We start from the raw sequence: 17304 nt of genomic DNA, 5'->3' as shown, positions 1-17304 counted from the left end.
GCGCCATTTACTTCCCTCTCCCGGAAGGAGAGGGACTTTCACCACGCTAGATCACGGATAGTCCGACGACTATGGGATTCTCGACCCTCTTCATTCGCCGCCCCATCGCCACCTCGCTTCTGATGGTGGCGGTGATGCTGCTCGGCGTGCTCGGCTATCGCGAGCTGCCCGTCTCCGCGCTACCGGAAATCGAAGCCCCCAGCCTGGTGGTCACCACCACCTATCCGGGTGCCAGCGCTTCCACCATGGCCTTCCTGGTCACGACGCCGCTGGAACGTCAGCTTGGCCAGATCTCCGGCCTGGACATGATGACGTCCGACTCGTCCGCGGGTCTGTCCACCATCGTGTTGCAGTTCAACATGAACCGCGACATCGACATCGCGGCGCAAGACGTGCAGGCAGCACTCAACCAGGCGCGTGGCACGCTGCCCAGCACACTGCCGTATCCGCCGGTGTACAACCGCGTGAATCCCGCGGATGCGCCGATCATGACGCTGATGCTCACTTCCGACAGCCGTCAGCTGCGCGACGTGAACGATCTGGCCGATTCGATCCTCGCGCAGAAGCTGTCGCAGGTGCAGGGCGTGGGCCTGGTGTCGATCGCCGGCAACGTGCGGCCGGCGGTGCGCATCCAGGTGAACCCGGCGCAGCTGGCCAACCTCGGTCTCACCATGGAAGACGTGCGCAATGCGCTGACCGAGGCCAACGTCAACGCGCCCAAGGGCACGCTCAACGGCACCACGCAGTCGTACACCATTTCCACCAACGACCAGCTGGCGACCGCAGCCGAATACAAAGACACCATCATTTCCTACAACAGCACCAACAACGCGCCGGTGCGCTTGTCCGACGTTGCGAAGGTGGTCGACGGCGTCGAGAACGACCAGCTCGCCGCCTGGGCCAACGGCAAGCCGGCGGTGCTGCTGGATATCCGCCGCCAGCCCGGCGCGAACATCGTGGAGACGGTGCAGCATATCCGCGACATCTTGCCGCAGCTGCGCAGCGTGCTGCCGGCAGACGTACACCTGGATGTGTTCGCCGACCGCACCATCACCATCCGCGCCTCGGTGGAAGATGTGCAGTTCACGCTCGTGCTCACCATCTTCCTGGTGGTCGGGGTGATCTTCGTCTTCCTGCGCCGCCTATGGGCGACGGTGATCCCGTCGGTGGCGGTGCCGCTCTCCTTGCTGGGCACGTTCGGCGTGATGTCCTTCGCCGGCATGTCGCTGGACAACCTCTCGCTGATGGCGCTCACCGTGGCCACCGGTTTCGTGGTGGACGATGCGATCGTGATGATCGAAAACATCGTGCGCTACATCGAGCAGGGCAAGGACGGCAAGGAGGCGGCAGAACTCGGCGCGAAGGAAATCGGCTTCACCGTGCTGTCGTTGACGGTGTCGCTGATCGCGGTATTCCTGCCGCTGCTCTTGATGCCCGGCGTCACGGGCCGTCTGTTCCATGAATTCGCCTGGGTGCTTGCCACGGCCGTGGTGATCTCCATGCTGGTGTCGCTGACGCTGACGCCGATGATGTGCGCCTATCTGCTGAAACCCGACGCACTGCCGGAGGGTGAGGATGCACACGAGCGCCATCTCGCCGCCGGCAAGCGCACGGTGTGGGCGCGCACCGTGGGTGTGTACGAAAGCACGCTGGACTGGGTGCTTGATCACCAGCGCATGACCATGATGGTCGCCGTGGTTGCCGTGGCAGTGACGGTGTTCCTCTACATCGTGATTCCAAAGGGTCTGCTGCCCGAGCAGGACACTGGTTTGATTACCGGCGTGGTACAGGCCGATCAGAACGTCGCCTTCCCGCAGATGGAACAGCGCACCAAGGCCGTGGCCGATGCGCTGCAGAAAAATCCCAATGTGGCCGGTGTTGCCTCGTTCATTGGTGCTGGCTCGATCAACCCCACGCTCAACCAGGGCCAGCTCAGCATCGTGCTGAAGGACCGCAACAAGCGCGGCGGCCTGGATGAGGTGGTGCAGAGCCTGCAGAACGATGCTGCCAACATTCCGGGTGTGGCGCTGTACCTGAAGCCGGTGCAGGACGTGACGCTGGATACGCGCGTGGCGGCCACCGAGTATCAGTACTCGATGTCCGACGTGAATTCGCAGGAGCTCTCGCAGTACGCCACGCAGATGACGCAGGCCTTGCGTCAGCTGCCTGAACTGGCGGACGTGGACAACAACCTGGCCGACCAGGGCACGGCACTGAAGCTCACCATCGATCGCGACAAGGCGAGCACGCTGGGCGTGCCGGTGCAGACCATCGACGACACGCTGTACGACTCATTCGGCCAGCGCCAGATATCCACCATCTTCACGCAGTTGAACCAGTACCGCGTGGTGCTGGAAGTGGAGCCGCAGTTCCGCACCAGCACATCGCTGCTCAACCAGCTCACGGTGAAGAGCAACGGTAGCGGTGCGCTCACCGGCAGCAACGCCACTACATTCGGCCAGGCTTCGTCGAGCAATTCTTCCACCACTACCGGCATCAGCGTCGCCAACACCGGCATCATCATCGGCGCGGGTGGCACGATTCCGCTGGCTTCGTTGGTGAATGCGCAAGTGACCACCTCGCCGCTGGTGATCAGCCACCAGCAACAGCTGCCGGCGGTGACGATCTCGTTCAATCTGGCGCCGGGTTATTCCCTGTCCGAGGCGGTGGATGCCATCCACAACGTGGAGAAGCAGCTCAATGTCCCGCCGCAGGTTCGCGGGCAATTCATCGGCAAGGCGGCGGAGTTCTCCTCCTCGCTGGGCAATGAAGCACTGCTGCTGCTCGCTTCGATCATCGTGATCTACATCGTGCTGGGCGTACTGTACGAGAGCTACATCCATCCGATCACCATCATCTCCACCCTGCCGCCGGCCGGCGTGGGTGCGTTGCTGGCGCTGATCCTGTGCAACATGAGCCTCTCGGTGGACGGCATCGTGGGCATCGTGCTGCTGATCGGTATCGTGAAGAAGAACGCGATCATGATGATCGACTTCGCGATCGAGGCGCAGCGCACCGGCATGAAGCCGCGTGAAGCCATTCACCGCGCCTGTCTCTTGCGTTTCCGCCCGATCATGATGACCACCGCCGCCGCCATGCTGGGTGCGCTGCCGCTGGCGCTGGGTACCGGCATCGGCGCCGAGTTGCGTCGCCCGCTGGGTGTGTCGATCGTTGGCGGTTTGCTGCTGTCGCAACTGGTGACGCTATACACCACGCCGGTGATCTATCTGTACATGGAGCGATTCTCGGAGTGGCTGCAGGCGCGGAGAGAGCGGCGTGCTCTCAGAAACGCGCAGCGTGCCTGAGCGAGGAGTGAGTGAAGAGGGGAGTGAGGCATGAGAGCAGAGCATGTCACGGCTGGGCTTTGCTCTTCTTTACATCGCTCACTCCTCATTTCTGCTTTGATCGCGTCACATCCCTCTCGCTCTTCACTCTTCGCCACGTGCTTCTAGCTTCATGAACATCTCCGCTCCCTTCATCCGTCGCCCCATTGGTACCTCCCTGCTGGCGATGGGTGTGTTCGTGATCGGCGCGCTCTGCTATTCACTGCTCGGCGTGGCGGCCTTGCCGAACATGCAATTCCCGGTAATTTTCGTGAGCGCCAGCCAGGCCGGTGCGAGCGCCGAAAACATGGCGGCCACGGTCGCCGCACCGCTGGAGCGTCATCTGGGCCAAGTGCCTGGCATCGACACCATGCGCTCGGTGAGTTCGCTTGGGAGCACGCTGGTGTTCCTGATATTCGACGGCAGCCGCAACATCGATGATGCCGCGCGCGACGTGCAGGCGGCGATCAATGCGGCGCAAGCGGATCTGCCTTCCGGCCTTAGCGCTCCGCCGAGCTACGAGAAAGCGAATCCGAATGACGACCCGATCATCGCCTTTGCACTCACGTCTGAAACCCAGTCCGCACGCGATCTCTACGACGTGGCGGATTCGCTATTGGCGCAGCGCCTACGCCAACTGCCCGGCGTGTCGGAGGTGGATATTCTCGGTGCCGCGACGCCGGCCGTGCGCATCGACGTCAATCTGCGTGCGCTCAACGCGATGGGACTGTCGCCCGATCAGCTGCGCAATGCACTGACTGCCGCCAACGTGTTCCAGCCGAAGGGATTTCTCTCCGACGGTAACACCACCATGGCGGTGGAGGCCGATGATGCCCTGCATACAGCGGCTGATTTCGCGAATCTGGTGATTTCCAACAACGGCAAGGGCGCGCAGGTCCGGCTCAAGGATGTGGCTCGTGTGTACGACGGCCAGCAGGACGCGTACCAGGCCGCGTGGTTCCAGGGCAAGCCGGCGATCCTGATGTATGTATACCGGCAGTCGAATGCCAACATCATCGACGTCACCGATCGCGTCAAGGCGGAAGTGCCGCTGCTGAGCAGCTACCTGCAACCGGGTACGACGCTGGTGCCGTACTTCGACGGCACACCCACCATTCGTGCCTCGCTGCATGAAGTGCAGGTCACGCTGCTGATCAGCCTGGCCATGGTGGTGCTGGTGATGGCGCTGTTCCTGCGCCGGCTGGCGCCAACGCTGATCGCTGCCGTGGCCGTGCCGCTTTCGCTGGCCGGTGCGGCCGTGATCATGTACGCGATGGGATTCACGCTGAACAATCTCACCTTGCTCGCCGGGGTGATCGCGATTGGCTTTGTGGTGGACGATGCGATCGTGGTGATCGAAAACGTCATCCGCCATATCGACCAGGGCATGACGCGCATGGAAGCGGCCTTGACCGGTGCGCGCGAAATCGGCTTCACCATCGTTTCGATCACTGCATCGCTGGTGGCTGTATTCATTCCGCTGCTTTTCATGCCCGGCATTACCGGCATGTTCTTCAAGGAATTCACGCTGACGCTGGTGGGCGCGATCGTCATCTCGGCCTTGGTGTCGCTCACACTTACACCGTCGTTATGCGGACTGTTCCTGCAAGGCCATCGCGATGCGCAGGCGAGTTCAAAACTAGGTCGAGCCATCGATCGCATGCATGAGCGCATGGTGAAGCTGTACGAGGACGCGCTGGACTTCTCGCTGCGCCATGCCTTGCTGCTGTCACTCACGCCATTGTTCCTGATCGGCCTGACGGTGATGATCGTGATGTCCGGGCAGATCAAGAGCAGCCTGTTCCCCATGCAGGACACAGGCCTGATTCGTGGCCGCGCGACCTCCGGCGCCACCGTCTCCTTTCAGGACGCGGTGGCGCGCCAGCAACGCTTGATCGACATGCTGTTGCGGGATCACGACGTGGCTGTGGTGGGATCGCGTCTGGGCAGTACGCGCACAGGTACGGCCGGTACGTTCGACATCGAGCTCAAGACGCATGCGCAGGGACGCAAAGACGATACGTTCGCGGCGTTGACGCGGCTCAGCAAGAAAGCCGCGCGGTATCCCGATCTCAACGTACGCCTGCGCGCCATCCAGGATCTACCCAGCTTCGGTGGCGGTGGCACCAGTCAGGGTGCGCAATACCAAATCTCGCTGCAAAGCGACGATACGGCCAAACTGCAGCTATGGCTGCCGAAGCTGGTCGACGAGTTGCGAAAGAACCCCAAGCTGCGCGACGTGGGCAGCGACCTGGATGATGCCGGCCTGCAACAGAACATCGTCATCGATCGCGACAAGGCCTCACGCTTGCAAGTGAATGTCGGCAACATCGATTCGGCCATCTACGACTCGTTCGGTCAGCGCCAGGTAAGCAACATCTACTCGGATCTCAACCAATACAAGGTGGTGGTCAACGCAGTGCCCGGGCAGACGGCTACGCCGCAGTCCATCGACGATATCCTGGTACGTTCGAGCAATGGCAAAATGGTGCGCCTGTCCGCGTTCGCGCATCAGGAACCTGGTCTGGCGCCGACCCAGGTGTCGCACATGAACCAGTACACCACCATGAGCCTGAGCTTCAATCTCGCGCCTGATGTGAGCATGGGCCAGGCCTTGCAGATCGTGCAGGCCACGGCGAACAACATGCGCATGCCCGGCGATATCAAGCTGGACGTAGGCGGCGACTTCCGCCGCTTCCAGGAATCGCAGAGCGGCGGCCTTTGGCTGATCCTGGGTGCCATCCTCACGGTGTACATCGTGCTGGGCATTCTTTATGAAAGCCTGATCCATCCGGTGACCATTCTCTCCACCTTGCCGGCCGCGGGTGTCGGTGCCTTGATCGCCTTGTGGTTCACCAATACGGATATGTCGGTGATTGCGCAGATCGCGCTGGTGCTGTTGATCGGTATCGTGAAGAAGAATGCGATCATGATGATCGACTTTGCACTGGTCGCGCAGCGCGAGCACGGCAAGACGCCTCTGGAGGCTGCGCGCGAAGCGAGCCTGGTGCGCTTCCGTCCGATCATGATGACCACGATGGTGGCGATTCTCGCCGCGCTGCCGATCGCGATCGGCCTCGGCGAAGGTTCTGACTTGCGCCGTCCGTTAGGTATCGCGCTGATCGGCGGTCTGCTGATTTCGCAGAGCCTGACACTGCTTAGTACGCCGGCGCTGTATGTGATCTTCTCCTGCCTCAGCGAGCGCTGGGCAGCATGGCGTGCGCGTGGGCGGGAACGAAAGATGAGTAGGCGGCGTTTGCTTGCACGCGAATCTTGAAATTATCCATGAGGCCGTCATTCCCGCGAAAGCGGGAATCCATGTTCGCCTTTGCATCAAAGCAAAATGGATTCCCGCTTTCGCGGGAATGACGGCCGTGAGAGAACACGCACTTCACTCTCACTAGCAGCGAGGGAACATTCCCTCAAAACAGTTTCTGGTCGTACTTCAGATACACCACCCGGCCGAAGTCGTACTGCGGGTTGTACGCATATTGCGTAAAGCCGTCCGTACCGGTCGGACCCAGCGGGCCGATGACGTTCTGCACACCGTTGTAGCTAAGCGGCGCGTGGCGATTGAAGAGGTTGGTGGCACCCACGGAAATCTGCCCGTGCCACGGCGCCTTCCAACTGAACTGCAGATCGTTGAAAGCGAGCGCACCCTGGCGATACGCACCCAGCTGACCTTGCACGAAGGAGTTGGGCTCGTTGCAAGGAAAGTACTCTTGCAAGCTGGTGTTATTCAGACGGCAGGGTTCCTTCAACGACGAGAAGTAGCGAACGGTCCAGGTCGCACCAAAATTACCCCACGACCAATTGATGTTGCTGACGTCGCGGAAGCGCCACACCGGGCCGAGGATCGAGTCGTACGCGCCCACGTTCCAGCCGACCACAGGGCCGCCGGCAACGGTCTGCTCCTTCAATGAATTGATATAGGTACCGGTAGTGTCGATCTTGAACTTGCCGACCGGCGTTTCGGGGAACAGATAGCTCAGCGACACATCGGCGCCGCGTTCGTCCACGAAGCCTTCGTTGACCAGGGCTTGCAGCAAATTGATGACTTGGCCGTTGCTGGGCGAGCGCTGGAACTGTGCGCACTGTTGCGTTTCACCCAGCAGATAGCAGTTGTCCAGAATGCTGGTGGCAGACGGCAAGGTGATGATGTTGTCGACGCGGATACGGTAGTAGTCGAGCGTGAGGTTGAAGCCGGTCAACCAGCTTGGGCTGTAGACGATGCCGGCGGTGTAGTTCTTCGAGGTTTCGGGCCGTAGTGCCGCATTGGCACCGGTGTAGTAGGGCGTGGTGCTGCCGCTGTTGGGGCCGCTGACTGGCACCCCAGTCGTCGTAAGTTGCGTGAAGCCTGGGCCGACGGCGGGCAAGCCGGCAAAGCCGTTGAGGCAACGCTGGGCCACCACAGGGTTGCCGGTCAAGCCGAAGTTGACGTCACAGGGGTCGGTAAGGCTTGTAAAGCTCTGCATCGTGCCGCCGTACAGATCGGAGATGGACGGCGCGCGGAAACCAGTGCCATAACTGGCACGGATCAACAAGTCATTGATCGGCTGGTAGGCGATTTTGTAGGAATTGTTGTTGGTATCGCCAAAGTTGGTGTAGCGCGAGAAGCGGTGCGACACGTCGACATTCAGCAACTGCGCGCCCGGCAGATCCTTGAGCAGTGGAATGTTGATTTCGGCATAGGCTTCGTTGATGCCATACGAGCCACGGCCGGGATTCTGTTGCAGGTTCGTGTTGAGGCCTTCCTGTGTATAGAGATCCGGCGTGACGCCACCGGAGATATCGCGATGGTCGGCGCCCACGGCGAAGCTTGCATCGCCTTCGCCCATCGATTGCGGCAGCGTGAACATGTCGCCGCTCAAATTGGCTTCGATGTTGCGTGTCTGACTCCATGCGTGCGTGAAGTAGTTGTAGTTGAGGTAACTCAGCTCGGCCGGCGTCAGCCCACCCGAACCGGAGAACGGATTGAGCGGTACGCAACCGGCGATCACATTGGTGGGCGTACCGCATTCAACCTGACCATTGCTAGCCAAGAACGACGGCCCGATCGCGTTATACAAATGCACCAGATTCAAGTTGCCGGGGCCACCCGTGTCCTCGATATAGCGATAGAGGCTGTAGCCCACGTTCCAGTTGAACTCGTTCTGTCCCAGCGAGAAATCGCCTTCCAGGCCGGTGCGGAAGCCATACTGCTTGATGTTGTTATTCACAACACGATTGGGCTCATACAGCGGCAAGGAGAATTGCACGTTGTTGCCTGGAAGCGGGTTGTAATACGCGTTGGGCGAGAGCACCGGGAACCACGTGGCGGGTAGGCTGCCGGAGGGCAGGCCGAGCGCATTGGCCAGGTTCGCGCCATTGGCAGGCGTCAGCTGGCTCAGCGGATAACCGCCGATGTAATCGGTGGCGCTGTTGCTGTTATAGGTGCCAGTGAACACGGCCTTGATATGGTCGGTGAGCTTGAAATCACCTTTCAACGTGTACGACTTCAGACGGCTGTTTGGGATAAACGTTTCGTATGCCGCCTGGTTGGCGTAATCGTTCGCGAAATAAGGAGTGGGATACACCACGCCAAAGGTATTGGGATGGTAATTGGCGATATTCGTGCCGTCCTGGCCTGCATTCACGGTAAGCGGGAATGGAAGGTTCACGGCTGCGCCGGTCAGCGCATTGGTGGCACCGACGATCGTGCCGTAATTGGAGGGCTGAACGGATTGCGGATACTGTGGAAAACTGCCGTAACCGTATCTGCTGAGCCAGGTCTGCGGCGCCATGATCTGATTCTGGTTTTGGATCGACACGTTGAAGGTGAACGAACCACGCGAGAACTTGTGGCCGCCGGTCAGGCTGAACTGGCTTTGCTTGCCATAGTTACCGGGTGCGTAGGTGCTGTTGTACGTATCGAGATACAGACCATCCACATTCTTGGTGTGGATATTGATCACACCGGCAATGGCGTCCGAACCGTAGATCGACGACGCGCCATCCTGCAGGATATCCACGCTGTCGATCAGCGAGCTTGGGATCGTGCTGAGATCGGTCTGGCCAAAGATATCGGTGGTGTAGCGTTGTCCATCCACCAGGATCAGCGTGCGGGGTGCGCCCAGGCCGCGCAAGCTGGCGTAGCTGCCGACGATATCGCCTAGTGAGCTCTGATTGCTGGTGCCGGGAGAGCCTACCGAAGAAACGTTCTGCAGGATCTGTCCCACGCTGACGAAGCCCTGTTGCTGGATGGCTTCATGCGAAATGGCTGTAACCGGTTGCGCCGTCTCCACGTCCACGCTGCGAATCAGCGATCCGGTGACGGTGACGGTTTGCAAGGTCTTCGAATTGTTCTGCTGTGGTGCTGCTGTCGACTGCGGCGGCGCATTGTTTTGTTGTGGCATTGCTGTCGATGGTGGTTGTGTGTCGACAGGTGCTGCCTGACTGGAAGGCGCCGACTGACTTGATGCTGGTAGCGGTGTGGTGGTTTGCGCGGTGGCGACGGTTGCCAGTGCGCCCCCTCCCAGTGCCAATGCGATACGTATCGCCAGTGCGATGTTTTGATGCTGCACGTTCACGTTCATCCCCGCTCTCACTATGGACCCAGTGCCTGCAGGCTTCTCCGCCCACGCTAAACTTTTCCGCCCAGTGCAAACCTGATGGCCTGCGTATCTGGTTGGCTTGTTAGCCTTAGATGAAACATAGTGGTCATGTAGGCGGCGTGACGATGCGATAAGACGATGTGAATAAATTGCCGCGCATAAAAATGCGTTCGCAATTATTCGCAGGTTTCACGCGAGTTCTGCAGGCTATAGAAGAGCTTGTGCATGAGGGATTTTGCGCAGATTGGCGGCTTACAGATTTTGGTGATTATTTCGGTGGGCGCTGCGCAGCGTGACGTGCGCGTAAGGGCGCTTATTGGTTCATCAGTCATAAAAAAGCCCCTCTCCTGTAAGAGAGGGGCTTGCTCAGACACTGTCCAAAGCGTCTTGTCTTAGAACAACTTCTGTTCGTATTTCAGATACACCACGCGAGCGAAGTCATACTGCGGGTTGTACGGGAACTGCGAATAGCCGTCCGTACCGGTTGGGCCCAACGGACCGATCACGCTGAACGTGCCGTTGTAGCTGAGCGGCGCGCGACGATTGAAGACGTTGGTGGCACCCACGGAGATCTGGCCATGCCACGGCGCCTTCCAGCTGAACTGCAGATCGTTGAAGGCCAATGCGCCCTGGCGATACGCGCCGAGCTGACCCTGCACATAAGAGTTCGGATTGTTGCAGGGGAAGTACTCTTGCAGGTTTGTAGCGTCCGGACGGCAAGGTTCCTTCAATGCCGAGAAGTAGCGGACGGTCCACGTCGCACCGAAGTTGCCCCACGACCAGTTGATGTTGGTGGTGTCGCGGAAGCGCCATACCGGGCCAAGGATCGGATCGTATGTGCCGACGTTGTAGCCGACCACCGGACCACCGGTGACTGCCTGTTCTTTCAGCGAACTGATATACGTACCGCTGGTGTCGATCTTGAACTTGCCGACAGGTGTATCGGGGAACAGGTAGCTCAACGTCACGTCGGTGCCACGCTCATCCACGAAGCCTTCGTTGACCAGCGCCTGCAGCAAGTTGATGACCTGGCCGTTCGTCGCCGAGCGCTGGAATTGCGAGCACTGCTGTGTCTCGCCCAGCAGGTAACAGTTGCTCAGGATGCTGTCGGCAGACGGCAGGGTGATGATGTTGTCGACACGGATACGGTACGCATCCAATGTGACGTTGAAGCCCGTCAGCCAGCTTGGGCTGTACACGATGCCCGCGGTGTAGTTCTTGGAGGTCTCAGGCTTGAGCGCCGCGTTGGCGCCGGTGTAGTAAGGCGTGGTGCTGGTGGTGTTCGGTCCGGTTACCGGCACGCCGGTTGTGGTGAGCTGAGTGAAGCCTGGACCGACGGCGGGCAGGCCGGCAAAGCCGTTGAGGCAGCGTTGCGCCACCACCGGATTGGCGGTCAAGCCGAAGTTGATGTCGCAAGGATCCGTGTAATTCGTGAAGCTCTGCATGGTGCCGCCATACAAATTGGAAATCGACGGTGCACGGAAGCCGGTGCCGTAGCTGGCGCGGACCAGCAAGTCGGTGATCGGCTGCCAGGAGAGCTTGTAGGAGTTGTTGTTGGTATCGCCGAAGTTGCTGTAGTGCGAGAAGCGATGCGACACGTCGAAATTCAGAAGCTGCGCGCCCGGCAGATCCTTCAGCAGGGGAATGTTGATTTCGGCATACGCTTCGTTGATGCCATACGAACCACGGCCCGGATTCTGCTGCAGGTTCGTGTTGATGCCTTGCTGCGTATAGAAGTCCGGGGTGACGCCACCGGAGATATCGCGGTGATCGCCGCCTACGGCGAAGGTCACATCACCGGCGCCTATCGATTGCGGCAAGGTGAACATGTCGCCGCTCAAATTGGCCTCGATGTTGCGCGTCTGGCTCCAGGAGTGCGTGAAGTAGTTGTAGTTGAGGTAATTGAGCTCGGCCGGTGTCAGTCCGCCCGAACCGGAGAATGGATTGAGCGGTACGCAGCCAGCGATCACGTTGGTGGGCGTGCCGCATTCAACCTGGCCGTTGGAAGCCAGGAAGGATGGTCCAATGGCGTTGTACAAATGCACCAGGTTCAGGTTGCCTGGGCCACCCATATCCTGGATGTAGCGATAGAGACTGTAGCCCGCGTTCCAGTTGAACTCGTTCTCGCCCAGCGTGAACTCGCCCTCCAGGCCCGTACGGAACCCGTACTGCTTGATGTTGTTGACCGTGTAGCGATTGGGTTCATACAGCGGCAGACTGAACGCCAAGGTGTTGCCCGGGAGCGGGTTGTAGTAACTGTTTGGCGAGAGCATCGGGAACCATGCAGCACCAAGACTGCCTGCAGGCAAACCGAGCGCCTTGGCCAGGTTCGCGCCATTGGCTGGCGTCAACGAACTCAGCGGATAGCCGCCGATGTAATCGGTGGCGTCGTTGCTGTTATAGGTCCCGGTGAATACGGCCTTGATGTTGTCGGTGATCTTGTAGTCACCCTTCAGCGTGTACGACTTCAAGCGGTTGTTCGGGATCAGCGTTTCGTACGCCGCCTGATTCGCGTAGTCGTTGCTGTAATAGGGCGTGGGATAGATCACGCCAAACGTGTTGGGGTGGTAGTTGGCGATGTTCTGGCCGTTCTGGCCCGCGTTGACCGTCAGCGGGAAGGTATAGGCTGAGCCGGCCGGACCCGTGGCACCCAGAATCGTGCCGTAGTTGGATGCCTGTACGGACTGTGGATACTCTGGAAAGCTGAAGTAACCGTTTTTGCTAAACCAAGTCTGGTTCGCCATGATCTGATTCAGGTTCTGAATCGATATATTGAAGGTGAACGAACCACGCGAGAATTTATGACCACCGGTCAGGCTGAACTGGCTTTGCTTGCCGTAGTTACCGGGGGAGTAAGTGCTGTTGTACGTATCGAGATACAGGCCGTTTACATTTTTGGTGTGGATGTTGATCACACCGGCAATGGCGTCCGAGCCATAAATCGACGATGCACCGTCCTGCAAAATATCCACGCTGTCGATCAGCGAACTGGGGATTGTGCTGAGGTCGGTCTGGCCGAAAATGTCAGTGGTGTAGCGCTCGCCGTCAACCAGGATCAACGTGCGGGGCGCGCCCAGGCCGCGCAAGCTGGCGTATTGGCCGACGATGCCGCCCAATGAGCTTTGGGTGCTGGTGCCGGAAGAGCCTACCGAAGGAACGTTCTGCAGGATCTGGCCGACGCTGACGAAACCTTGTTGCTGCAGCGCTTCATGCGTGATCGCAGTGACTGGCTGTGCCGTCTCCACGTCCACGCTGCGAATCAGCGAGCCGGTGACCGTAACGGTTTGCAAGGTTTTCGAATTGTTCTGTTGCGGCGTTGCGGTCGATGACTGCGGCGTGTTGCCCTGCGTCGCCTGGCCTGTGGTTGCCGGCGGTGGCGTAGCGTTGTCTTGTGCGGCAGCCACGGTTGCCAGTGTGCCGCTTCCCAATACCAAAGCGATGCGTATCGCCAATGCGATGTTTTGATGTTGCAGTTTCACGTTTAAATCCCCTTGTCGTTATGAGTGAACCCAGTTCATGCAGGCGTCTCCTCGCCTGTATTCGACTTTCCCCGCTAAGCTGCAATGGAGTGGGGTTCCCGCACGCTTGGCTATTCGAGCTTAGATGAAAATTGTGTTGTCGGCATATAGCCTTCGTAATGCGCGTGTTATTGCGAATGGAAAAACGTTCGCAAATTTGTGCGTAAGTTTTGCATCAACGGTGCACTCGCAGATCAATGCATGATTAGCCACATACCCGCGTCCGCATAGGAAATCGAGCGCCAATTTCAGGCTTTTTTTCAAAAAAATGGCCTGCTTGTTAACAGATGGGCAGTGCATGCCGCAATGCTTCGTGCGGCTGCGCGAAATTGATGTGCGCAGTAATTTGTCAGTTATGCGTCAGTTTGCGGCGCGGCATCATAAATGGCACATATACGAGCTTTCAGAACGCAGGGATGAGTGCACATAAAAGCGCGCGCGCATAAAAACTGACGTCTTATATATAAACAACATTGAGTTCCGAAAAATTATGAATGCGTTGCGCATTCTGAATTACTTCTAGGGAACACGGCATGTTTTCCACATGCGGAAGGTTGCCGCGGATTTTCCGTAAGCGCGCCAGCAACGTCGCGCGATGCATGGAAACTTGCCACGGCAGTTTTTCGCCACCCTGAGCGTGCGCGGTGAGCTGGTTCATGCGGCAAAGAAAACCCTCCTCCGTCGTTGGTCACCGCCTGCAGCAGGTTGATGACCTGACCAGCGGCATTGCGCCGGAATGGGTTGCACTGGTCGGTTTAACCTAATACGTAGCAGTTGGTGAGGATGCTGTTCGCCGCTGGCAGAGTGATGACGTTGTCCACGCGGATGCGGTAGTAGTTCGCGTTGATGTTGAAGCCGGTCAGCCAATTCGGGCTGTACACGAAACCGAAGGTATAGCTCCTGGATGTTTCCGGCTTCAGATTTGGGCTTGGATTATTTATCAGAACGCATGATCGTTTCGACCTGTGGAAGGTCGCCGCAAATAGCATTCAAGCGCGCGAGCAAGATCTCCCGGTACGCCGCTACTTCGGAAAGCGGACGCCCCACACCCCGCAATTCCGCGCAACGCAATGCAGCTTGGTACGCAAGCAGCGGGCCTGGCAGCTCCGAACGTTTGCGTGCATCGCCTTGCCAAAGCACAGCCACCCAGCCTTCTTCCATTTCATGATCCGATTCGTCGACCGGCATATATAACGTATAACGTGCCGTCCGTCAGCGACAGCGCGCAGTCGTGACCATCGGCAAACTGAAAGGTGTACAGCGGCGTCAGTTCGGCGATGTAATCGACGATGCGTTGGCTCAGTCCTGCCATGCGGAATCCTCTGCGGGCATGAAGGTGGCGAATGGTAGTGGCAAGCGGATTGTGCGTGTGAGATCCCCGCGGCAATCCGGCTGGTCTTAGTGAGGCACAGATACCGGTCATTGAGGATGGCGCTCGCGCTTCCGCAAGCACCAGGAAAACGCGACAATGGGCGACTTTCATGGATCTGGCCATCACCACCATGGTTGATTTCGGCGGATCCGACGCCACTAGCGTGGGGCGCGCCGCATGTCCCGTCCTGGCTTTGCGGCGTTTCCCCTTACGCACTACGCCGTAGCCAGAGAGGTTGCCCGACCCATGTCCCAGACGCCGAAGATCATTTACACGCTGACGGATGAAGCCCCGTACCTTGCCACCCAGTCCCTACTGCCCATCATCAAGGCGTATACCGCCACGGCGGGCATCGAGGTGGAGACGCGCGATATTTCGCTGGCGGGCCGCATCCTGGCGCAGTTCTCGGACACGCTGAAAGACGGCCAGAAAGTCTCCGACGACCTCACCGAGCTGGGCCAGCTGGCCACCACGCCGGAGGCCAACATCATCAAGCTGCCGAACATCAGCGCCTCGATGCCGCAGCTTAAGGCGGCGATCAAGGAATTGCAGTCCCAGGGCTATGCCTTGCCCGATTATCCGGAAGAGCCCAAGGATGTGAGCGACTGGAATATCCGCGCCCGCTACGACAAGGTGAAAGGCAGTGCGGTGAATCCGGTGCTGCGCGAGGGCAACTCCGACCGCCGCGCCCCGCTCTCGGTGAAAAACTACGCGCGCAAGCATCCGCACAAGATGGGCGCGTGGAGCGCGGATTCGAACACGCACGTGGCGCACATGAGCGGCGGCGATTTCTACGGCAGCGAAAAATCCACCATGCTCGAGCAGGCCACGGTGGCCAAGATCGAGTGGGTGGGCAAGGACGGCAGCACGACGGTCCTGAAGGAAAAGACCAGCCTCACGGCCGGCGAGATCATCGACGCCGCCCTCATGAGCAAGAAGGCGCTCGCCAGTTTCATCGATGCGCAGATTGAAGACGCCAAGAAGCAGGGCGTGCTGTTCTCCCTGCATCTGAAGGCCACGATGATGAAGGTCTCCGACCCCATCATGTTCGGCCAGGTGGTCACCGAGTTCTACAAGGACGTGCTCGCCAAGCACGCCGACACGCTCAAGAGCATCGGCTTCAATCCGAACAACGGCATCGGCGATCTGTACGCACGCATGGGTTCGCTGCCGGCCGACAAGCAGGCCGAGATCAAGGCGGACGTGGACGCCGAATACACCAAGCGTCCGCACATGGCGATGGTGAACTCCGACAAGGGCATCACCAACCTGCACGTACCCAGCGACGTGATCATCGACGCCTCGATGCCGGCGATGATCCGCGACTCCGGCAAGATGTGGAATGCCGAAGGCAAGCTGCAGGATACCAAGGCGGTGATTCCGGATCGCAGCTACGCCGGCGTGTACCAGGCCGTGATCGAGGACTGCAAGGCGCATGGCGCCTACGATCCCACCACCATGGGCAGCGTGCCCAACGTGGGCCTGATGGCGCAGGCGGCGGAAGAATACGGTTCGCACGACAAGACCTTCCAGATCGCCGGTGACGGCGTGGTGCGCGTCACCGATGCGAATGGCAAGGTGTTGCTGGAGCACAACGTGGAAGCCGGCGACATCTGGCGCATGTGCCAGACCAAGGATGCGCCGGTCCAGGACTGGGTGAAGCTCGCCGTGACCCGCGCACGCCTCAGCAACACGCCGGCCGTGTTCTGGCTGGATGCGAATCGCGCGCACGATGCACAGCTGATCAAGAAGGTGGAGCGCTACCTCAAGGATCACGACCTCAGCGGCCTGGACATCCGCACGCTCGCGCCGGTGGATGCCACCAAGTTCTCGCTGGAACGCATCCGCAAGGGCCAGGACACCATCTCGGTGACCGGCAACGTGCTGCGCGATTACCTCACCGACCTGTTCCCGATCATGGAACTGGGCACCAGTGCGAAGATGCTCTCCATCGTGCCGTTGATGGCGGGTGGCGGACTGTTCGAAACCGGTGCCGGCGGTTCCGCACCCAAGCACGTGCAGCAGTTCCTGGAAGAGAATTGCCTGCGCTGGGATTCGCTGGGCGAATTCCTGGCCATGGCCGCGTCGCTGGAACACCTCAGCAACCGTTACCACAACAAGGCGGCCGGTGTGCTCGCCAAGACGCTGGACCAGGCCAACGGCAAGTTCCTCGACAACAACAAGTCACCGGCACGCAAAGTCGGCGAGCTCGACAATCGCGGCAGCCATTTCTACCTTGCGCTGTACTGGGCACAGGCCTTGGCCGAGCAGAACGATGATGCTGCGCTCAAGGCAAAGTTCGCACCGCTGGCGAAGGCGTTGACCGAGAACGAAGCCAAGATCGTTGGCGAACTCAACGGAGCGCAGGGTAACGCGGTGGATATCCATGGCTACTACCACCCGGATCTCGCGCTGGTGAGCAAGGCGATGCGGCCGAGTGAGACGTTCAATCAGGCGCTGGCGGCGCTCTAAGTCATGCTTGATATGGGAAGGGGCCT

Annotated in this window: 8 protein-coding genes; 3 read left to right on the top strand and 5 right to left on the bottom strand. The window is 59.6% G+C overall.

The annotated features are described in order from the left end of the window. The first annotated feature begins 71 nt into the window (after positions 1 to 71). Together IEX75_RS07305 and IEX75_RS07300 are read left to right on the top strand one after the other, a co-directional pair. The gene (locus tag IEX75_RS07305) at positions 72 to 3305 is read left to right on the top strand and encodes an efflux RND transporter permease subunit (RefSeq protein WP_188793564.1); all 3234 of its coding nucleotides are present in this window, start codon (positions 72 to 74) and stop codon (positions 3303 to 3305) included. Between the two features lie 151 nt (positions 3306 to 3456). Beyond that, positions 3457 to 6600, top strand: a complete 3144-nt coding sequence (locus IEX75_RS07300) for an efflux RND transporter permease subunit (RefSeq protein WP_188793563.1) — start codon at positions 3457 to 3459, stop codon at positions 6598 to 6600. A 145-nt stretch (positions 6601 to 6745) separates the two neighbouring features. On the opposite strand, the gene IEX75_RS07295 is transcribed toward IEX75_RS07300, so the two are convergent. The 5 genes from IEX75_RS07295 to IEX75_RS07275 all read right to left on the bottom strand — a co-directional run bounded on the left by IEX75_RS07295 (position 6746) and on the right by IEX75_RS07275 (position 14746). After that, positions 6746 to 9892, bottom strand: coding sequence for a TonB-dependent receptor plug domain-containing protein (locus IEX75_RS07295; RefSeq protein ID WP_229720687.1), 3147 nt, complete (start codon positions 9890 to 9892; stop codon positions 6746 to 6748). A gap of 416 nt (positions 9893 to 10308) precedes the next feature. After that, positions 10309 to 13395 carry a TonB-dependent receptor plug domain-containing protein gene (locus tag IEX75_RS07290; protein ID WP_188793561.1) on the bottom strand — a complete coding sequence of 1029 codons (3087 nt, stop codon included), beginning with the start codon at positions 13393 to 13395 and terminating at the stop codon, positions 10309 to 10311. Positions 13396 to 13891: 496 nt separating this feature from the next. Then, complete coding sequence (locus IEX75_RS07285) at positions 13892 to 14092, bottom strand: hypothetical protein (protein ID WP_188793560.1); 201 nt, start codon at positions 14090 to 14092, stop codon at positions 13892 to 13894. A gap of 97 nt (positions 14093 to 14189) precedes the next feature. After that, positions 14190 to 14423 (bottom strand): TonB-dependent receptor domain-containing protein, encoded by a 234-nt coding sequence (locus tag IEX75_RS24300; protein ID WP_188793559.1) that lies wholly within the window; start codon positions 14421 to 14423, stop codon positions 14190 to 14192. Between the two features lie 173 nt (positions 14424 to 14596). Continuing rightward, entirely contained in the window at positions 14597 to 14746 is a 150-nt protein-coding gene (locus IEX75_RS07275; protein WP_188793558.1) for a hypothetical protein, read from the bottom strand. A 306-nt stretch (positions 14747 to 15052) separates the two neighbouring features. Here IEX75_RS07275 and IEX75_RS07270 point away from each other — a divergent pair, with 306 nt between their 5' ends. Then, the gene (locus IEX75_RS07270) at positions 15053 to 17278 is read left to right on the top strand and encodes an NADP-dependent isocitrate dehydrogenase (RefSeq protein ID WP_188793557.1); all 2226 of its coding nucleotides are present in this window, start codon (positions 15053 to 15055) and stop codon (positions 17276 to 17278) included. Positions 17279 to 17304 lie beyond the last annotated feature (26 nt).

This window comes from Dyella nitratireducens (genome assembly GCF_014642835.1).
Lineage (GTDB): Bacteria > Pseudomonadota > Gammaproteobacteria > Xanthomonadales > Rhodanobacteraceae > Dyella_B > Dyella_B nitratireducens.
Note: the sequence above shows the minus strand (reverse complement) of the source record. Positions and strands in the feature narration are given on the sequence as shown.